Source organism: Brevundimonas sp. NPDC058933 (assembly GCF_049315965.1).
In the GTDB taxonomy this organism is placed as follows: Bacteria; Pseudomonadota; Alphaproteobacteria; order Caulobacterales; family Caulobacteraceae; genus Brevundimonas.
Window position 1 is genome coordinate 72,123 of record NZ_JBMOSL010000006.1, and the last position, 15,687, is coordinate 87,809.

Genomic DNA, 15,687 nt, shown 5'->3' on the forward strand with positions numbered 1-15,687 from the left:
TTCGTCGTCATCGACTCCATCGCTCAACCCGCCTCAAAACCACGCTGTTGCGTGTCACTCTCAACAACTGCGGCTATAGACGACCAACCTTCGCGGCGCCTTGCGCCGAGATTAATTCGCGCATCTGCTGACCTGCGCGGCCACGCGGGCTAGAGAGATCGTCATGCGAATGCTTATCATTGACGACGACGCCCGCACGAGAGGCTTCGTCGCTGAAGGACTACGCCAGCAGGGGCAGACCGTCGACGAAGCCGGAGACGGCGGCGCTGGCCTGCATATGGCGCTGGACGGCGACTACGACGCCATCGTGGTGGATCGCATGATGCCCGGCCTTTCCGGTCTGGACGTCGTCCGTTCCATGCGCACATCGGGATTGAAGACCCCGGTGCTTATGCTGACCGCCCTGGGCGCGGTCGATGATCGCGTGGATGGCTTGAACGCGGGCGCCGACGACTACCTGGTCAAACCCTTCGCCTTTAGCGAGCTCAGCGCACGGATCCAGGCCCTGATCCGCCGCCCCCCTCTCGCCGAGCGATCACCGCTGCATGTGATCGGCGACCTCACGGTGGATGTGGCGGCGCATCGCGCCACCCGCGCCGGACGGGTGCTGGATCTGACCCCGCATGAGTTCAAGCTTCTGGAGCGGCTGGCGCGCAACGCCGGGCAGGCCGTCACGCGCACCATGCTGCTGGAAAGCCTGTGGGGCTTCCATTTCGATCCCCGCGCCAACCTGATCGACGCCCACATCAGTCGCCTGAGAACCAAGGTCGATCGCGGGTTCGAATCCGATCTGATCCAGACCATTCGCGGAGTGGGCTATGTCCTCAAGCAACCGGACTAGGGCCAGGGCGTCGTCCGTCTGGTCCACGACCGGCCTGCGTTACGCCGCCGCCTTTTCCCTTCTGTTCAGCCTGGGCGCCGCCGTCATGGTCGCGGGGGTGGACTATGGCCTGATGCGTTTCGCGGAAGCCGAGGTGCGCGATGGCCTCAACCATCAGATGGCGGTCATGCGCGCCGACGCCGACCGCCACGGCACCGCTGCCCTGGTGCAGGATTTGAACGCCGAGGCCCGCAACCGCGACGCCCGTCGTTATCTGCTGCTGGTCGAGGCGCCGAACGGCAACACATTTTCGAACGGACTGACACGGCTGGCGATCAACGCAACCGGCTTTCGGCATAACCTGCCCAATAAGGCCCGGCCCGCGCGCTGGCCCGATCAGACCCCCAACATGATGACACTGAGCGCCCGCGCCGCCGACGGCGGACTTCTGGCCGTCGGGCGCGATATTCAGCATCTGGATGAATTGCGCGGCGGCATTCGCCGCTTCGCGCTGTGGAGCGGTCTGGCCCTGATCCTTCTGGCCCTGGCCGGAGGCTGGGCTTCGGGGCGGATTTTCCTTCGCCGGCTTGAAGGGGTCAATCAGGCGGTGGGACGCATCATCGCCGGGCAGGACTCCACCCGCCTGCCCGCCGCCGGTCTCGGGCGAGAGTTCAACGAACTGGCGGACAATCTCAACCGGATGCTGGACCGACAGGAGGCCGCCCTCACCGCCCTGAAGTCGCTGTCGGAAGGCGTCGCCCACGAACTTCGCGCGCCGCTGAACCGCGTGCGAAACCGGCTGGAAGAGGTCGCCGCCCATATCGACGATGTGGGGCTTCGTGACGAGATGATTGAAAGAGCCCTGGCCGAAACCGATCAGGTCAGCGCCCTGTTCGAGGCCCTGCTCACTCTGGCGCGGATCGAAAGCGGCGGCGCCGCCCTGCGCCTCGCGCCCATTGACCTGGCAGAGCTAGCGACCACCGTCAGCGACATCTATCGCCCTCTGGTGGAGGAAACCGGCGGACATCTGAGTGTCTCGCAGGGCTCGCCCTCCCCTATCAAGGGTGACGCCGCTCTGTTGCAGCAGGCGCTGGCGAATTTGATCGAGAACGCCGTCTTCCACGGTGGTCCGCCCCATCGCATTGAGGTCTCGACTATCGATCGCGACGGAACAACGACCTTGCGCGTCGCCGATCAGGGCATGGGCATACCCATCGAGGAACGCGCAAAGGTGCTGCGTCGCTTCTATCGGATCAATCAGGCCGATCCCGCGCCGGGCTCGGGGCTGGGGTTGGCCATGGTGGCGGCTGTCGTCCATGCTCATGGGGGTGAATTGAGCCTTTCGGACAATCACCCCGGATTGGTCGTGGAGATCACGTTGCCACGGCCCTGAACGGCGCCCGTTTCAGCCTCGAACGCCTTCGCCAGGGTCTCGACGATCCATCGTGTCGCCTGATCGTCGCTGGACCGTTCGTGCCAGACCAGATGATAGTCGAAGGGCTTGATGCCGACCGGGGCCGGGAAGGTCCGAAGATCATGCGTGGCCGCAAAGCGCTCGGCTGCGCGCTGGGGCAGGATGGCGACCGCCTCCGTCTCAGCCAGCAGATAGGGCGTTAGAGAGAAGCTCTCGACTGAGATCAGAACTCGCCTGTCGGCCAATTCCGGCAACTCCTCAGCAATCCAGTCGCCAAAGCCGTCGCCCACCGTGGCCGTGACATGCGGCCACTTCAACAGGTCTTCGCTCGAGCCGCTGGACGCGTGGACCGCGTGGTCCGATCGGGCCAGACCCAGATGGGTTTCCTGAAACAACCAGCGCGATTTCAGGCTCGACCCATGGGGGCTCCATCCCGTCAGGACGAAATCTAGCCGACCGTCCTCAAGCCGCCTGAGACTGGCGTCCGACAAGGGCTCGACCGCCAGTTCCACGCCGCCGGCCTCACGTTCGATGAGGCCGAGCGTCGGTGCGATCACGCTCAATACGCCGAAGTCCGTGGAAGCCAGACGGAAGGTGCGCCTCATGCTGCCGAGGTCCACCCCGTGATCCCGTATCAGCGACTCGCCTTCCCGTAGCCAGGCTCCAAGTGGTCCGCGCAGCGCTTCGGCGCGCGGCGTCAGCATCATGCCGCGCGGCCCGCGCACCAGCAGGGGATCGTCGAACTGGTCTCTCAACCTGGCGAGGATGCGGCTCATCGCCGGTTGCCCCATGCCCAACCGATCAGCCGCGCGCGAGACGCTGCGCTGCTCCAGCAGCACCATCAGGTGCTGAAGCTGATTGAAATCGGCGCGGGAGGGCAGGCGCCCGGACATTCCGGCTTCTCCGGGCAACGGCAAGGGGCGCTCTTGTTATAATAATGACTATCAAATGCAACTGCCCCCGTCCTGACGGGGCTTATGCCGATATCCGAATGCGCCCCATGCCGAATGCGCCATTGAGCCGCTAATGCGAATGATTATTAGGAGCGCCTGTCGCTCGCAAGCGTGAGCATTCCTCCCCAACCGGGCGGTCGCCGCCCTTCAATCCGCCTTCGGGGGCAAAGATGCACCTTACCAGACGCCGCATCGGGCTCGGCCTGATGACCTCTACCCTGCTCGCCACATCGCCGGCCCTGGCCGATAATCCCGTCGTCGATCCGCAAGCCACGACGGTATCCGACGTCATCGTCACCGCCTCGGGCACGGGTGTCGATGTGCGCGACGCCCCGGCCTCGGTCAGCGTCATCACGCGTGAGGATATCGAGCGCCAACCGGTCCAGAACATCGGCCAGCTTCTGAGCCGTCTCCCTGGCGTCAGCGGCGGCCTGAGCGGCACCGGCGAAATGTCGAAAATCAAGCTGCGTGGCCTGCCGGACAATTACACGCTGATCCTGGTGGACGGTCGTCGCCTGGGCTCGTCGCGCGACCTCGCCTACCGCCCTGATCTGGGCCGTCAGGATCTGAGCTGGATCTCGCCCGACATGATCGAGCGCATCGAGGTGGTGCGCGGCCCCATGTCGTCCCTCTATGGATCGGACGCCATGGGCGGCGTGATCAACATCATCACCCGCAAGATCGCCCCGACCTGGCGCGGGTCGTTCAGCGCCAACTATACCATGCCCCAGGATGGCGATCGCGGCGACGTCTATCAGTTCGCCGTCAACGCCACAGGTCCGCTGGCCGAAAACCTCGGCGCGCGCATCGGCGTCAGCTACTCGCGTCAGAACCCCGACGAGGTGGCCCTGGGCGGTCGGTATGAGGACACCGGGTCGTCCGGCATCACGGACAAGAGCGTGAATACGGCCCTGAACTGGGCCCTGCTCCCTGGCCAGACCCTGTCGTTCGAAGGGACCTATGGTCTGCAGGAAACCGTCAACCAGCCGGCCCTGACCGGATCGACGAGCGCCCGCGCCGCCTGGGGCGCCTCTGAACTGGAGCGCACCGCGCTGCGACTCAGCCATGAAGGCGAATGGGGCTTTGGCTCGACCAAGGTTGATCTCTATCGCAACCACTTCGTCTGGGACATGGCCGAAGGGGCCTCGGAAAACACCGAAACCATCCTTGACGCGATCCTGAACGCCACGCCGCACCTGATCTGGGATCACAAGCTGACCATCGGCGGTCAATACCGCGACGAAGAGATCATCAACACCGACACCATCGGCACCGTGCCTGTCGACTATGAAGGCAACCCGATCGACACCAGCGGCAAGCTGTCTGGTGATACCATGGCCATCTACGCCGAAGACCAGATCACGTTGCGGGAAAACCTGCTGCTGACGCTGGGCGCGCGAGTGGACAGCCATGACAAGTACGGCGAACACTTCACGCCGCGCGCCTATCTGGTCTGGCACCCGTCGGAAAGCTGGACGGTTCGCGGCGGGATTGCGCAAGGTTTCCGCGCGCCGACCCTGAAGGAAAGCTCGCCCGGCGCCGCAACTCAATCAGGCGGCAACGGCTGTAACGGCTTGCGGCCCATGGGTTACAGCAGCGGCGGTTGCTGGATGACCGGCAACCCGGACCTGAAGCCGGAAGAAAGCACCAACTACGAAATCGGCGTCGCCTACGACCGCGATCAGTGGAAGTTCGGCGTCACCTATTTCCACACCGATTTCGAGAACAAGATCGAATATCTGCCGCTGGGATTCTTCCAGAACCGCTGGTGGACCAAGCGTGAGAACATCCAGGAAGCCCGCACCAGGGGACTGGAAGCCATCGCCCAGGCGCCGCTGCGCGACAACCTGACCTGGAACGCCAGCCTGACCTGGATGATCGAGGCCAAGAACCTCGTAACCGGCGCTCAACTGATCACGACGCCTGAATGGGCCGGCTTCTCATCGCTGGACTGGCAGGCCACGGACCGGATCGGCCTGTTCCTGTCGGCGCAATACACGGGCGAACAACTTGGCGGCGGCACGGCCATCACCGAGGGCTACACCATGTTCGATCTGACGGGCCGTTTCGACGTGAGCGAGTCCGTCACCTTCCGCGCAGGGATCACCAACCTGTTCGAGAAGGAGATCAACTCCAGCGAAGGCTACAACTACTACCAACCCGGACGCCGCATCTTCATCGGCGTGACCTCGCGCTTCTGATCCGAAAGACCTCATCATGACCAACTTCTCGATCACACGCCGTCTCGCCGGCCTCGGGGCCGCCCTGGCCGTTTCGGCGGCTGCGGCGCCTCTCGTTCACGCCCAGAGCGTTTTCTCCGCGCCTCAACGCCTTGACGGCGGTCAGGTCAGCTTTGCATCCGCCGAGCGCGGTCGCCCGGTGCTGGCTGGCGGCGAGGTCCTGGCCACGGGCCGCGGTTTCACCCCGAACCAGTCCGTGTCCCTGCTTTACGGCCAGACCCGGATCGGCGGCGCGACCGCAAACGCCGAGGGCGGCTTCGAAACCCGCCTGACGGTGCCAACCGGCGCCGCAAGCGGCAACCACCCCATAGTGGTGGTCTCGGACGCGCCCTACAACGCCGAGATCGCCAACCTGAAGGTCTCGCCGACAGTGCCGCTGTCGAACGAGGCCGCCTATAGCGTCACCAGTGTTCAGCCGACGCGCGGCCTGTACCAGACCGCCTACGGCGCCAAGCGCAACGCCGTCTTCGCCACCTCGGCGGTCGGTCGTCCGCCGGTGCGCCAATCGGAACTGCTGCGCCTGAACGCCGACACTCTGGCGGTCGAGGCCCGCATCACCCCGGCCGCTGCACCGGGCCGCACTGGCCGCGATGGCCAACCTCAGGACGGCGGCGTCTACGCCGTTTACGGCGTCGGCGTCGATGACGCCCACGACACCGTCTGGGTCACCAACAGCCGCCAGAACACAGTGGCCGTCTATCGCCAGTCGGACCTGTCGCTGGTTCGCCAGTTCGAGTCCGGTACGGTCAACCACGCTCGCGACGTCGTCATCGACGAGCAGGACGGCAAGGCCTACGCCAGCGCCACCTTCCAGCCCGAGATCGTGGTGTTCGACACTGCCGCCCTTTCGGTGTCCAAACGGATCAAGATCGAAACGACCGTGCGCGGCGAAACCTTCTCGGCCGCCAGCCTCTCCTATGATCGCGCGGCTGACCGCCTCTACGTGGCGTCGAACTCGACCAACGAGATCGCCGTCATCAACACCCAGACTGACGAGGTCGAGCACGTCTATCCGGCGCCCGGCGCACGCAGCGTGATCGGCGTCGCCCATGACGCCCAAACCAACCGTATCTTTGCGGCGGCACAGGGCACCGACAACCTGGTGATCCTGAACGGGGCAGACGGTTCGGTCATCGCAGACACCCCGGTCGGGGCTGGCGCCCTGAACGTGGTGTTTGAACCGAAGTCACGCCGCGCCTTCATCAGCGCCTTCGGTGCCGGCACGGTGACGGTCACGGACGTTGACGGCCGCATCGTCGCCAACCTGCCCGCCCCCCCGGTCGCCAACCACGTTTCAACCGACGGTCGCGGCAACATCTATGCCGCGGTCAAATCCGGCTGGAGCAGCGACGGCAACGACACCGTCCTGCGCATCCGTCCAGTTCGATAGAAGACGGCCCAGAGCCCTCTCCGCCAGGCGGGGGCTTTCACATTGCCCCCTACTGCAGCGCCTATCACGGCTCATCAGCGACCAAGCGTCGCGAGCAGGGCTGTTGCAAGTGACAATGACTATCACTACGCAGTGACAGTCTCTCTCTTGGCTCGGACCCTATGCCCTCATGACTCGCGCAGCCCGCCTGGCCTTGCTTACCTCCGCCAGCCTGTCTGTCGCATCGGCCGCCTTCGCGCAGAACACCACCACGGTGGACGATGTCGTCGTGACGGCCTCGACCCGCGCGCAGAAAATCGAACAGGCGCCGGCGACCATTACCCTGATCACCGCAGAGCAGTTGGAAAGCCGCGCCTATTCCGATCTGTTCGACGCCGTGCGCGACGTCGAGGGCGTCTCGGTCAGCGGGGGTTCGAACTTCCAGGACATCTTCATCCGCGGCCTGCCCGGCGCCTACACCCTGACGTTGGTGGACGGGCGACGGCAATCGACGCGTGACGCCCGCGTCAACGGCAACGGCGGCCTGGAACAAAGCTTCACCCCCCCGGTCTCGGCTATCGAGCGTATCGAGGTGGTGCGCGGCCCGATGTCGTCCCTCTATGGGTCGGATGCGATCGGCGGCGTCATCAACATCATCACCAAGAAGGTCCCTGATCGCTGGGGCGGCACGGTCGCGGCTGATTACGTCGCTCAGGAGAACGGCGACAGCGGCGACTGGGCTCAAGGTCAATTCTACCTCGCCGGCCCCATCGTCGGCGGCAAGCTAGGCGCGCAGATCTGGGGCCGGGTCTATGATCGGGCCGAGGACCACATCTTCAACGCGCCCAACAGCACCGGCGTCATGGGATCGGACGAACACAGCCTGACGGGACGTCTGGCCTGGACGCCGACCGCCGACCACGAAATCCTGCTGCAAGCCGACACCACGCGGATCGAGCGCTTCAGCACGGCGGGCAAGACCCTGGCCCCCGCCGCGCGCAGCACGCGCAACGACCATAGCCGCGACAGCGCCTCCCTGTCGTGGAACGGCGACTGGAGTTGGGGGACCAGCGCCCTGTCCCTGATGCGCGAGGAATCTTCGCGCGAGATTTTCACCGCCGATGCGGCCGGAACCCTGGTGCGCAATCCGCGCGCGCCGGAACTGACCAACACCGTCCTCGACGCCCTGTTCAACCTGCCGCTGACCGGCTCTGCGCTGGGCGACCACAACCTGGTCTTTGGCGGTCAGTGGATCGAGAACAGCCTGCAGGACATCAACCCCGGCGAACGTGACAATATCGCCAGAACCTTCGACGTCTGGCAGCGCGCCCTCTTCATCGAGGACGAATGGACCCTGACGCCGAACCTGGCCCTGACGCTCGGCCTGCGGGTCGATGATCACAAGCGCTATGGCGATCACTGGAGCCCCCGCGCATACGCCGTCTGGACACCCAGCGAGACCCTGACGATCAAGGGCGGCGTCTCGACCGGCTTCCGCGCACCCGAGATCCGCGCCGTGGCCGACGGCTATGCCTATGAGACGGGCGGCGCCAACTGCAACTATGGCGCGGGTCTGTGCGGCGTCATCATCGGCGACCCGGACCTGAAGCCGGAGAGCAGCGTCAACTATGAGATCAGCGCCCTGTGGCGCCCGACCCCGACACTGTCGCTGAACGCCACCGTCTTCCGCACCGACTTCAAGGACAAGATCGATTCCGATCGCGTCTGCGGGCCGGACGCCAACAGCAATGGCGTGTGCGACCTGCCCGAGGTTCTTCGCTGGAGCGAAGACCCGCAGTATCAACTCTACTATTGGTACAATATCAACGACGCTCGCATCCAGGGCGTCGAGCTGGGCGGGCGTTGGCAGGCGACGGGTCAACTCGCGTTGAAGGCCGGCTATACCTATACCGACTCGGTCCAGAAGGGCGGCTTGTACGACGGCCTGCCCCTGTCGCGCACGCCCGAGCACATGGCCAGCCTGCGGGCCGACTACGCCGCGACGGATCGCCTGAACCTGTGGGCGGCAGGCTCCTATCACGGCGAGGAAATCAACGCGGGCCTGCGCGTCGGCATCAACGGCGAACCCGTCATGGACGGCCCGCGTCAGGTCGGTCGCCGCTATCCCGACTACGCCCTGCTGGACGTCGGCGCGAACTGGCGCGTGCGGGACAAGGTGACGCTGAAGCTGGGCGTCTACAACCTGACCGACAAGGTGTTGAACGTCGCGACCTACGACTTCCAGGGCGACGGCCGTCGCTACTGGATGGGCGTCAGCTGGGACTTCTGAAGATGGGCCAAATGATGGATTTCAAGCCGGGCCGCCGCGCTCTTCTTCTTGGGGCCGCCGCCCTTCTGGCCGGCGCAGGCGCCTGCACCCGACGCGAGGATGCGGGCCCTTCCTCCCTGCTGACCGACCTGCGGGACCGCCCTTTGGCGGTCACGCCGCCCATCGGCAAGCTGTCGATCGACGACAGTCGCTTCCTGATCGCCCTGTCGCTGATCCATCCCGATCCGGTCAGTCTTCTGGCCGCCTGGGCGGGCGACGTGAACCGCCTCAGCCCTGAAATCTACGCCGCCTATCTGGCCAGGTCCCCAGCCCTGGCGACCCTGCCCAAGACGCCAAGTTCCGCCTCAGCCTTCAACGTCGAGGCGGTCCTCGGAGCCCAGCCGCAGGTGGCGCTGGTGTCGCTGGATTCCGGCCCGACCGACGCCCAGGCCGGCCAGTTGGAGCAGGCCGGGGTCCGTGTCGCCTATATCGACTTCTTCCAGCACCCCTTCCAGAATCAGTCGCGCAGCCTGACCCTGCTGGGCAGCCTGATCGGGCGCGAAGAACAGGCCGAGGCCTACAACGCCTTCCGCGCCGCCAAGCTGAAGGTCATCTCCGATCGGGTCGCAGGGCTGAAGGACGAGCAAAAGCCGAGTGTCTTCCTCGAAGCCCACGCCGGCAACGGCCCTGACTGCTGCAACTCGGTCGGCGCGGGAAACATCGGCGACTACCTGACCTTCGTCGGCGGCCGCAATATCGGCGCAGAGGTGCTGAAACAACCCTCAGGCAAGCTGAACCTGGAGTTCGTGGTCGAGCGCGATCCCGACCTCTACATCGCCACCGGCGGCCCGCACCTGGAAAAGGTCGGCGGCTTTGTCGTGGGACCGAAATACGACGCCGAGACCTCGCGCGCCTCGCTGCGGCGCGTAGCCGACCGGCGGGGCCTGGCCACCCTGAAAGCCGTGCGCGACGGCAAGGTGCACGGCCTGTCGCATCAGTTGATCAACTCGCCCATCGACATCATCGCCACCGAGGTCCTGGCCAAATGGATCCAGCCCGAGCTGTTCGCCGACCTCGACCCGCGCGCGACGCTCAACACCATCAACCAACGCTTCCTCGCCGTGCCCTACCACGGCGACTACTGGACCGATCTGGTCCCCGCCTGACGCCCTATTTTCCTTAAGGAGAGACCACATGATCCCCCTTCGACACAGCGCCATGCTGGCCGCCAGCCTCATCGCCCTGTCGACGGCGTCGCCCGCCTCGGCCCAATCGATCGAGAAGACCGTCAAGGTCGCGCCCGGCGGCCTGTACGAGATCGTCTTCAATCCGGCTGACAGCGACATCTATGTCGCCGCCGTCGGCCCGCGCGGCGCCAACCAGGCCCAGATCGTGCGCCTGGACGGCCAGACCTTGGCCGCCGAGGCCCCGATCAACGTGTCGGAGCGTCCCCTCTACGGCCTGGGTTTGAACAGCCGCACTCAGATCCTCTATGGCACGGATACGCGTACCGGCGCCGTCTCGGCCATCGACCTGAAGACCGGCGCCGTGGTGGCAACCATCCGTCAGTCAGAAGACGACGACAGCGCCCACGTGCGCGAAGTCATCGTCGATGAGCAGCGCAACAAGGCCTATGTTACGGTCGTCGGCGGCGAAGCGGGCGACACCTCGCGTCCCAACCTGATCTGGGTCATAGACGGCGAGTCCAATAAGGTCGAGCGGACCATCGTGGCCCCCGTCGGCGGCCTGACCGGCGCGGCCTTCGATGCCTCGACCAACCGCCTCTACGTCACCGGCATGGGCAGCAATGAAGTCGCCGCTATCGACCTGTCTACCGGTGAAACCGTCGGCAAATGGCCGTCGCATGGTGACTCGGCCATCAACGTCGCCGTAGATTCCGAAGGCCGCCGCCTGTTCGTCGCCAACCAGAAGTCGGGCGAACTGACCGTGCTGAACGCCGACACCGGCGCTCTGATCCACAAGGTCGCCACCGGCGAAGGCGCGCTGAGCGTCGCCTATAACGGCGCGGTCAAACAGATCTACGTCGCCAACCGTCAGGCCGGCACGGTCACGGTGCTGGATTCCGACACCTATGCGGTGAAGGCCAACCTGCAGACTGGCACCCTGCCCCAGACCATCGCCATCGATCGGGCCACCAACGCCGTCTATGTCACCAACAAGGCGCGCGGCCTGCCGCGCAACGCTCCGGCCGGCACGCCGGTCCCGGTCGACGCGACCGGCGACGTGGTGACCCTGATCCGTCCCTGATCTTCACGTCTCCTCCCCAAACTGGCCCGGTCGATCCGTCGAGCGGGCCTTTTTGCTGTGGGAGAGCGGGCGATCAGCCGGCTTTCAGGACATCGTCGATCAACACCTGAAGCACGCCGCGTTCGCAGCGCTGGACGCGGGCCGAGACGCGATAGACCTGGGCCAGGATGTCGGGCGTCACCGCCTCGGCCGGCGCGCCGAAGGCGGCCAACCGCCCGTTCGCCATGACGGCGATGCGATCCGACACCCGCGCGGCCGCCTGAAGATCATGCAGGACGATCATCACCGTCATGCCCCGTTCGGCCGCCGCCTCCCGCGCCAGATCCAGCACCCGCAACTGATAATAGAGATCCAGCGCGCTGGTCGGCTCGTCCAGCAGCAGCAGGCGCGGCTCGCGCGCCAGGGCCTGCGCCAGACCCGCCAACTGCTTCTGGCCGCCCGACAGCCGATCCAGCCGCTGTCCCGCCAGAGCCTCGGCGCCGATGCGCTGCAAGACCTCGAAGGCGCGCTCGACCGCCTGGGCGTCTGTAAAGGCCGCTCCGCCCAGAGGCGTGGCGCGAATGGCCGCCACCACCGTCTCCAGCACCGTCAGGGCCACGCCCTGCGGCAGGGTCTGGGGCATGTAGGTGACGCGTCTGGCCCGGTCGGCCAGCGCCAGGCCGGTCAGTTCGACCTCGTCCAGCCTGATCGAACCCTTGGCCGGGATCAGCCCGGCCAAGGCCCGCAGGAAGGTGCTCTTGCCCGCCCCGTTTGGACCGACGACCGAGACGACCTCGCCGGCGGTCAGCGGCGGCAGGGTCAGTTCCTCGACGATGGCGCGCCCGCCGTAGCCCGCGCTCAGATCCTGAACCCGCAACCCCGTCACCCCCGCCCTCCGTTACGGAAAATCAGCAACAGGAAGACCGGCACGCCGATCACGGCGGTGACGATCCCGACCGGCATAAGCACGCCCGGCACGATGGCCTTGGACGCCGCCGAAGCCAGCGACATGATGATCGCCCCTGACAGGATGCTCGCGGGCAGGAAGAAGCGGTGATCCTCGCCCACCAGAAGCCGCGCGATGTGCGGCCCGACCAGACCGATGAAACCGATGGCCCCGACAAAGGCCACGGCCGTCGCCGACAACAGGCTGACGCGCAGCAGGGACAGGAAGCGCAGACGCTTCACATCCACGCCGAAACTCATGGCCCGGTCCTCGCCCAGCCGCAGCGCCGTCAGCCCCCGCGACGAGAGCAGGGAGAAGGGCGTCACCAGCACGACCACCAGGGCCAGGGCCCCGACATTGCCCCATGTGGCGCGCGACAATGAACCCATGGTCCAGAACACGAGCTGTTGCAGCGCCTCGGCCGACGACAGGAACTGCACCAGCGCCGTCAGGGCGTTGAAAGCGAAAACCAGGGCGATGCCGAACAGGACGATGTTCTCGACCCCCGATCCCTTCATCCGCGCCAGCGCCTGTAGCGCCAGCACCGAGCCGAACGCGAAGACGAAGGCGTTCAGCGGCACCAGCCAGTCGGACCCGATGAAACTCGCCCCCACGCCCAGCACAATGGCCAGTGACGCCCCGAATGAAGCCGCCGACGACACGCCCAGCGTGAAGGGACTGGCCAGGGGATTGTTCAGCACCGTCTGCATCTCGGCCCCGGCGAGGGCCAGGGCCGCGCCCACGAGAGCCGCCATCAGGGCGTAGGGCAGGCGCACCTGCCAGACGATGGCCTGCTGCGCCGTGCTCAGCGAAGAGGGATCAAACACGCCCTTCACCACAGCGGCTGCCGAAATAGAGGACGGCCCGGTGACGACATCCAGAAGCAGGGCCGCTGCGGCGACCAGGGCCAGAACGCCGAGAACCCCGAATCTGGTCCTGACATCCCGGGAATAGGCGATCACCGCATCTGGCGCCGCACGTTCAGCACTCGCCAATATGACGACCTCCGCTCAGAGAATGCGTCGCAATACACCCTGCCCCCTTAATCGGCTAGGGTGTCGCCATGACGATCTCGGGTTCTGTCTTCGACGCCGCCTCTCCTCCCCTGACTGGGGGGTGTGACGCATTGCGTCTGCTCGCCGATGCGGAGGCCCCCGGCCTCACGCTCTGGATCAACAGGCCCGAAGCTGCTCGGCCGCCAGAAGGCTGGCCGGCGCTGATCCTGCTGGACGGCGAGGCCTATTTTACAGCAACCGCCGAAATGGCGCAGCGTCTCGCGCGTCGATCAATGAAAACGCGCATTGAACCCATGATGGTGGTGGGCCTGACGCTGGATGACGGCGCCGACCGCCATGCATCATTCAGCTTCTCTCCAGATGCTCATCGTCCTGACCGACAGGCCAGGGGGCGTTGGCTGCTGGAGCGCCTGTTGGGCCAGGTCCTTCCGCTGATCGAGGCGGCAGGCGCGGACGCCACGAAGCTGGCCCTCTGGGGCCACTCGATGTCGGGCCAGTTCGTTCTGGAGACACGAGCGCTCGCTGGTCCCTTCGATCGCTATATCGCCGTTAGCCCTTCGATCTGGTCGAACCCATCGATCGTCGAGGCGCAGCCGGCGCGATCGACCCAGGAAAACGACCTGCTTGTCGTCGTCGGCGGCCAGGAAGAAATGACGGGCCTGGCTCCGGCCCATCTCGCCCGGCGCATGGTCAGCAATGCGCGTAGCCTGGTCCACAGGGGGGGAGTTCGGCTGGATGTGCTAGACAGCGAAGATCACGGCTCCGCGCCCTATGCCTCCCTGCCCGCCGCTCTGCGGTTCGCCTCACCTCGACAGTGAAAGCGCCTGCCGCAGGTCAGGGACGGAACAGGACCTTGCCGCTCTTGCCCGGCGCAAGCGACGTCTCCACGGCGCGCGCCGCCTCATCCAGACCGAATACGGCCTCGACAGGCAGTTCGAGCTGCCCCTCCGCGACCCGCGTCAACAATTCGCCGATCAGGCGGCGACGCTGATCCGACGCCATGGCGGCCGAAACCTTGCTGCCCCAGAAACCCTTGATCGTCAGCTGCTTGAAGATGACCGAGCCGGAGGAGACCTGCATCGCCTCGCCCGTCATCGATCCAAAGGATACAAGAAGCCCATTCTCACCCAAGACATCGGCCAGGTCGCCCGTCGCGCTTCCGCCGATGGAATCGACCGCCGCCCTGACGGAGGAGGCGCCATGGAGAGACTTCACCTTTTTCTTCCAGTCGGCCGATGCGGTCGAGACGACATTCTCGACACCCAGGGCCTCCAGTTCTGCAGCCCCCTCGTCGCGACGCACCAGGTTGATCACATGGACGCCGCGAGCCTTGCCCAGCATGGCCAATGTCTTGCCGACGGCGCCGTTGGCGGTGTTCTGAATGATCCAGTCGCCCTCGGACACCTCGAGAAACTCCAGCAGGGAAATGGCGCTGAAGGGCATGGCGATCAGTTGAGCAGCGGCCTCGTCGCCGATCGCTTCCGGCACCGGTATCAACCCGCCTGCCGGCGCAAGGAAGTATTCGGCCCAGGTTCCGTGGACGGAGGCGACCGCCACGCGACGCCCAGCCAGCTCGGCCGCCACGCCTTCGCCCAATGCATCGACGATCCCGACCGCCTCGCTGCCGCCAATGGCAGGCAAGGGCGGCTTGTAACCATAGCTCCCACGCACGGTCCAAAGATCGTGGTTGTGGATAGGCGAAAGAAGCGTGCGAACCCGCACCTGCCCCGGCCCGGGTTCGGGCAAGGCGGCGTCCGCGAGATGGAGAAGCTCGGCCGGGTCGCCGAAACGATCGTGAGTCACGCTGCGCATGATTTTCCTTTCAGGCTGGGCGTCGCCGATCCTGCCCAGAGATCGAATGGAAATAGTTCAGGCATTGGAGAAGGCAATGCACCCGCCGCATTCGCTGACCGAGCCGCGACACGAGGGACGGCGACACTCCCGGCGGGGAGATGGCCCAGGTTCAATGCAGTTCGCACTCGGAGTCTTTTCGTCGGAACACGGCCCGCCTTCAGATGTTAACAAAGCGGAGGATTTCCCATGTTCACCTTTGTCTTGGCTGCTGCACTGTTTTTAGACGCATCACCGAAACCAGAGTTGACGACGCCGGTCGCTCGCGAAGCCGCCGCCGTGGATATGCAGGCCGGGCCCATGCTCAGCGTCGCGGTCACTCTGGAATGCACGGCGCGTGCAAGTGGTAAGGTGGAAAACTGCCAGGTGCTGGGTGAAACCCATCCAGGCCTGGGATTTGGCGAGGCGGCAATCGCCCTGATGAGGGATGCGACGGTCAATCCCGGCCGCGCGGACTTCCAGTTCGCCCGCACGATTCAGTTCACGCCCTGAATTATGCAATCCCGTTCACAGGCTCCCCGGTTGAGCATTCAGGGAGAGTGTTCGGTGGCGTGAAATGCGC

General features: G+C 65.5%; 13 protein-coding genes. 9 read left to right on the top strand and 4 right to left on the bottom strand.

The genetic code is table 11. The annotated features are described in order from the left end of the window. Nucleotides 1-163 precede the first annotated feature (163 nt). Together ACOZBP_RS11845 and ACOZBP_RS11850 are read left to right on the top strand one after the other, a co-directional pair. The gene (locus ACOZBP_RS11845) at nucleotides 164-841 is read left to right on the top strand and encodes a response regulator transcription factor (RefSeq protein ID WP_422676645.1); all 678 of its coding nucleotides are present in this window, start codon (nucleotides 164-166) and stop codon (nucleotides 839-841) included. Continuing rightward, complete coding sequence (locus ACOZBP_RS11850) at nucleotides 819-2,213, top strand: ATP-binding protein (protein WP_422676646.1); 1,395 nt, start codon at nucleotides 819-821, stop codon at nucleotides 2,211-2,213. Before ACOZBP_RS11845 ends, ACOZBP_RS11850 begins: the two co-directional genes overlap by 23 nt. Here the strand turns inward: ACOZBP_RS11850 and ACOZBP_RS11855 are convergent. Beyond that, nucleotides 2,171-3,127 (bottom strand): LysR family transcriptional regulator, encoded by a 957-nt coding sequence (locus tag ACOZBP_RS11855; RefSeq protein ID WP_422676647.1) that lies wholly within the window; start codon nucleotides 3,125-3,127, stop codon nucleotides 2,171-2,173. The two genes, ACOZBP_RS11850 and ACOZBP_RS11855, sit on opposite strands and share 43 nt — an antisense overlap. Before the next feature lie 230 nt (nucleotides 3,128-3,357). Here ACOZBP_RS11855 and ACOZBP_RS11860 point away from each other — a divergent pair, with 230 nt between their 5' ends. The 5 genes from ACOZBP_RS11860 (at nucleotide 3,358) to ACOZBP_RS11880 (ending at nucleotide 11,333) form a co-directional block, all read left to right on the top strand. Continuing rightward, nucleotides 3,358-5,388, top strand: a complete 2,031-nt coding sequence (locus ACOZBP_RS11860) for a TonB-dependent receptor domain-containing protein (protein ID WP_422676648.1) — start codon at nucleotides 3,358-3,360, stop codon at nucleotides 5,386-5,388. A gap of 16 nt (nucleotides 5,389-5,404) precedes the next feature. Beyond that, complete coding sequence (locus tag ACOZBP_RS11865; protein WP_422676649.1) at nucleotides 5,405-6,817, top strand: YncE family protein; 1,413 nt, start codon at nucleotides 5,405-5,407, stop codon at nucleotides 6,815-6,817. Nucleotides 6,818-6,986: 169 nt separating this feature from the next. After that, nucleotides 6,987-9,086, top strand: a complete 2,100-nt coding sequence (locus ACOZBP_RS11870) for a TonB-dependent receptor domain-containing protein (RefSeq protein WP_422676650.1) — start codon at nucleotides 6,987-6,989, stop codon at nucleotides 9,084-9,086. 11 nt (nucleotides 9,087-9,097) lie between these two features. After that, complete coding sequence (locus ACOZBP_RS11875; RefSeq protein ID WP_422676651.1) at nucleotides 9,098-10,231, top strand: ABC transporter substrate-binding protein; 1,134 nt, start codon at nucleotides 9,098-9,100, stop codon at nucleotides 10,229-10,231. A 28-nt stretch (nucleotides 10,232-10,259) separates the two neighbouring features. After that, on the top strand, nucleotides 10,260-11,333 hold the full coding sequence (locus tag ACOZBP_RS11880; protein WP_422676652.1) for a YncE family protein: 1,074 nt from the start codon (nucleotides 10,260-10,262) through the stop codon (nucleotides 11,331-11,333). Nucleotides 11,334-11,406: 73 nt separating this feature from the next. Here the strand turns inward: ACOZBP_RS11880 and ACOZBP_RS11885 are convergent, their stop codons facing one another. Then, nucleotides 11,407-12,198, bottom strand: a complete 792-nt coding sequence (locus tag ACOZBP_RS11885; protein ID WP_422676653.1) for an ABC transporter ATP-binding protein — start codon at nucleotides 12,196-12,198, stop codon at nucleotides 11,407-11,409. After that, nucleotides 12,195-13,253 carry a FecCD family ABC transporter permease gene (locus ACOZBP_RS11890; RefSeq protein WP_422676654.1) on the bottom strand — a complete coding sequence of 353 codons (1,059 nt, stop codon included), beginning with the start codon at nucleotides 13,251-13,253 and terminating at the stop codon, nucleotides 12,195-12,197. Before ACOZBP_RS11890 ends, ACOZBP_RS11885 begins: the two co-directional genes overlap by 4 nt. Before the next feature lie 131 nt (nucleotides 13,254-13,384). On the opposite strand from ACOZBP_RS11890, the gene ACOZBP_RS11895 reads away from it, so the two are divergent. Then, nucleotides 13,385-14,092, top strand: a complete 708-nt coding sequence (locus tag ACOZBP_RS11895; protein WP_422676655.1) for an alpha/beta hydrolase — start codon at nucleotides 13,385-13,387, stop codon at nucleotides 14,090-14,092. A gap of 16 nt (nucleotides 14,093-14,108) precedes the next feature. Here ACOZBP_RS11895 and ACOZBP_RS11900 read toward each other — a convergent pair whose 3' ends face one another. Continuing rightward, nucleotides 14,109-15,077, bottom strand: coding sequence for a zinc-binding dehydrogenase (locus ACOZBP_RS11900; RefSeq protein ID WP_422676656.1), 969 nt, complete (start codon nucleotides 15,075-15,077; stop codon nucleotides 14,109-14,111). Nucleotides 15,078-15,314: 237 nt separating this feature from the next. Here ACOZBP_RS11900 and ACOZBP_RS11905 point away from each other — a divergent pair, with 237 nt between their 5' ends. Next, nucleotides 15,315-15,617 carry an energy transducer TonB family protein gene (locus ACOZBP_RS11905; protein WP_422676657.1) on the top strand — a complete coding sequence of 101 codons (303 nt, stop codon included), beginning with the start codon at nucleotides 15,315-15,317 and terminating at the stop codon, nucleotides 15,615-15,617. The last annotated feature ends 70 nt before the right edge of the window (nucleotides 15,618-15,687 follow it).

Bases quoted from the DNA above. Each gene is read 5' to 3' on its own strand.
- ACOZBP_RS11870 (WP_422676650.1), top strand. From the start codon at position 6,987: ATGACTCGCGCAGCCCGCCTGGCCTTGCTTACCTCCGCCAGCCTGTCT.
- ACOZBP_RS11875 (WP_422676651.1), top strand. From the start codon at position 9,098: ATGATGGATTTCAAGCCGGGCCGCCGCGCTCTTCTTCTTGGGGCCGCC.
- ACOZBP_RS11880 (WP_422676652.1), top strand. From the start codon at position 10,260: ATGATCCCCCTTCGACACAGCGCCATGCTGGCCGCCAGCCTCATCGCC.
- ACOZBP_RS11855 (WP_422676647.1), bottom strand. From the start codon at position 3,127: ATGTCCGGGCGCCTGCCCTCCCGCGCCGATTTCAATCAGCTTCAGCAC.
- ACOZBP_RS11905 (WP_422676657.1), top strand. From the start codon at position 15,315: ATGTTCACCTTTGTCTTGGCTGCTGCACTGTTTTTAGACGCATCACCG.
- ACOZBP_RS11850 (WP_422676646.1), top strand. From the start codon at position 819: ATGTCCTCAAGCAACCGGACTAGGGCCAGGGCGTCGTCCGTCTGGTCC.
- ACOZBP_RS11860 (WP_422676648.1), top strand. From the start codon at position 3,358: ATGCACCTTACCAGACGCCGCATCGGGCTCGGCCTGATGACCTCTACC.
- ACOZBP_RS11845 (WP_422676645.1), top strand. From the start codon at position 164: ATGCGAATGCTTATCATTGACGACGACGCCCGCACGAGAGGCTTCGTC.
- ACOZBP_RS11865 (WP_422676649.1), top strand. From the start codon at position 5,405: ATGACCAACTTCTCGATCACACGCCGTCTCGCCGGCCTCGGGGCCGCC.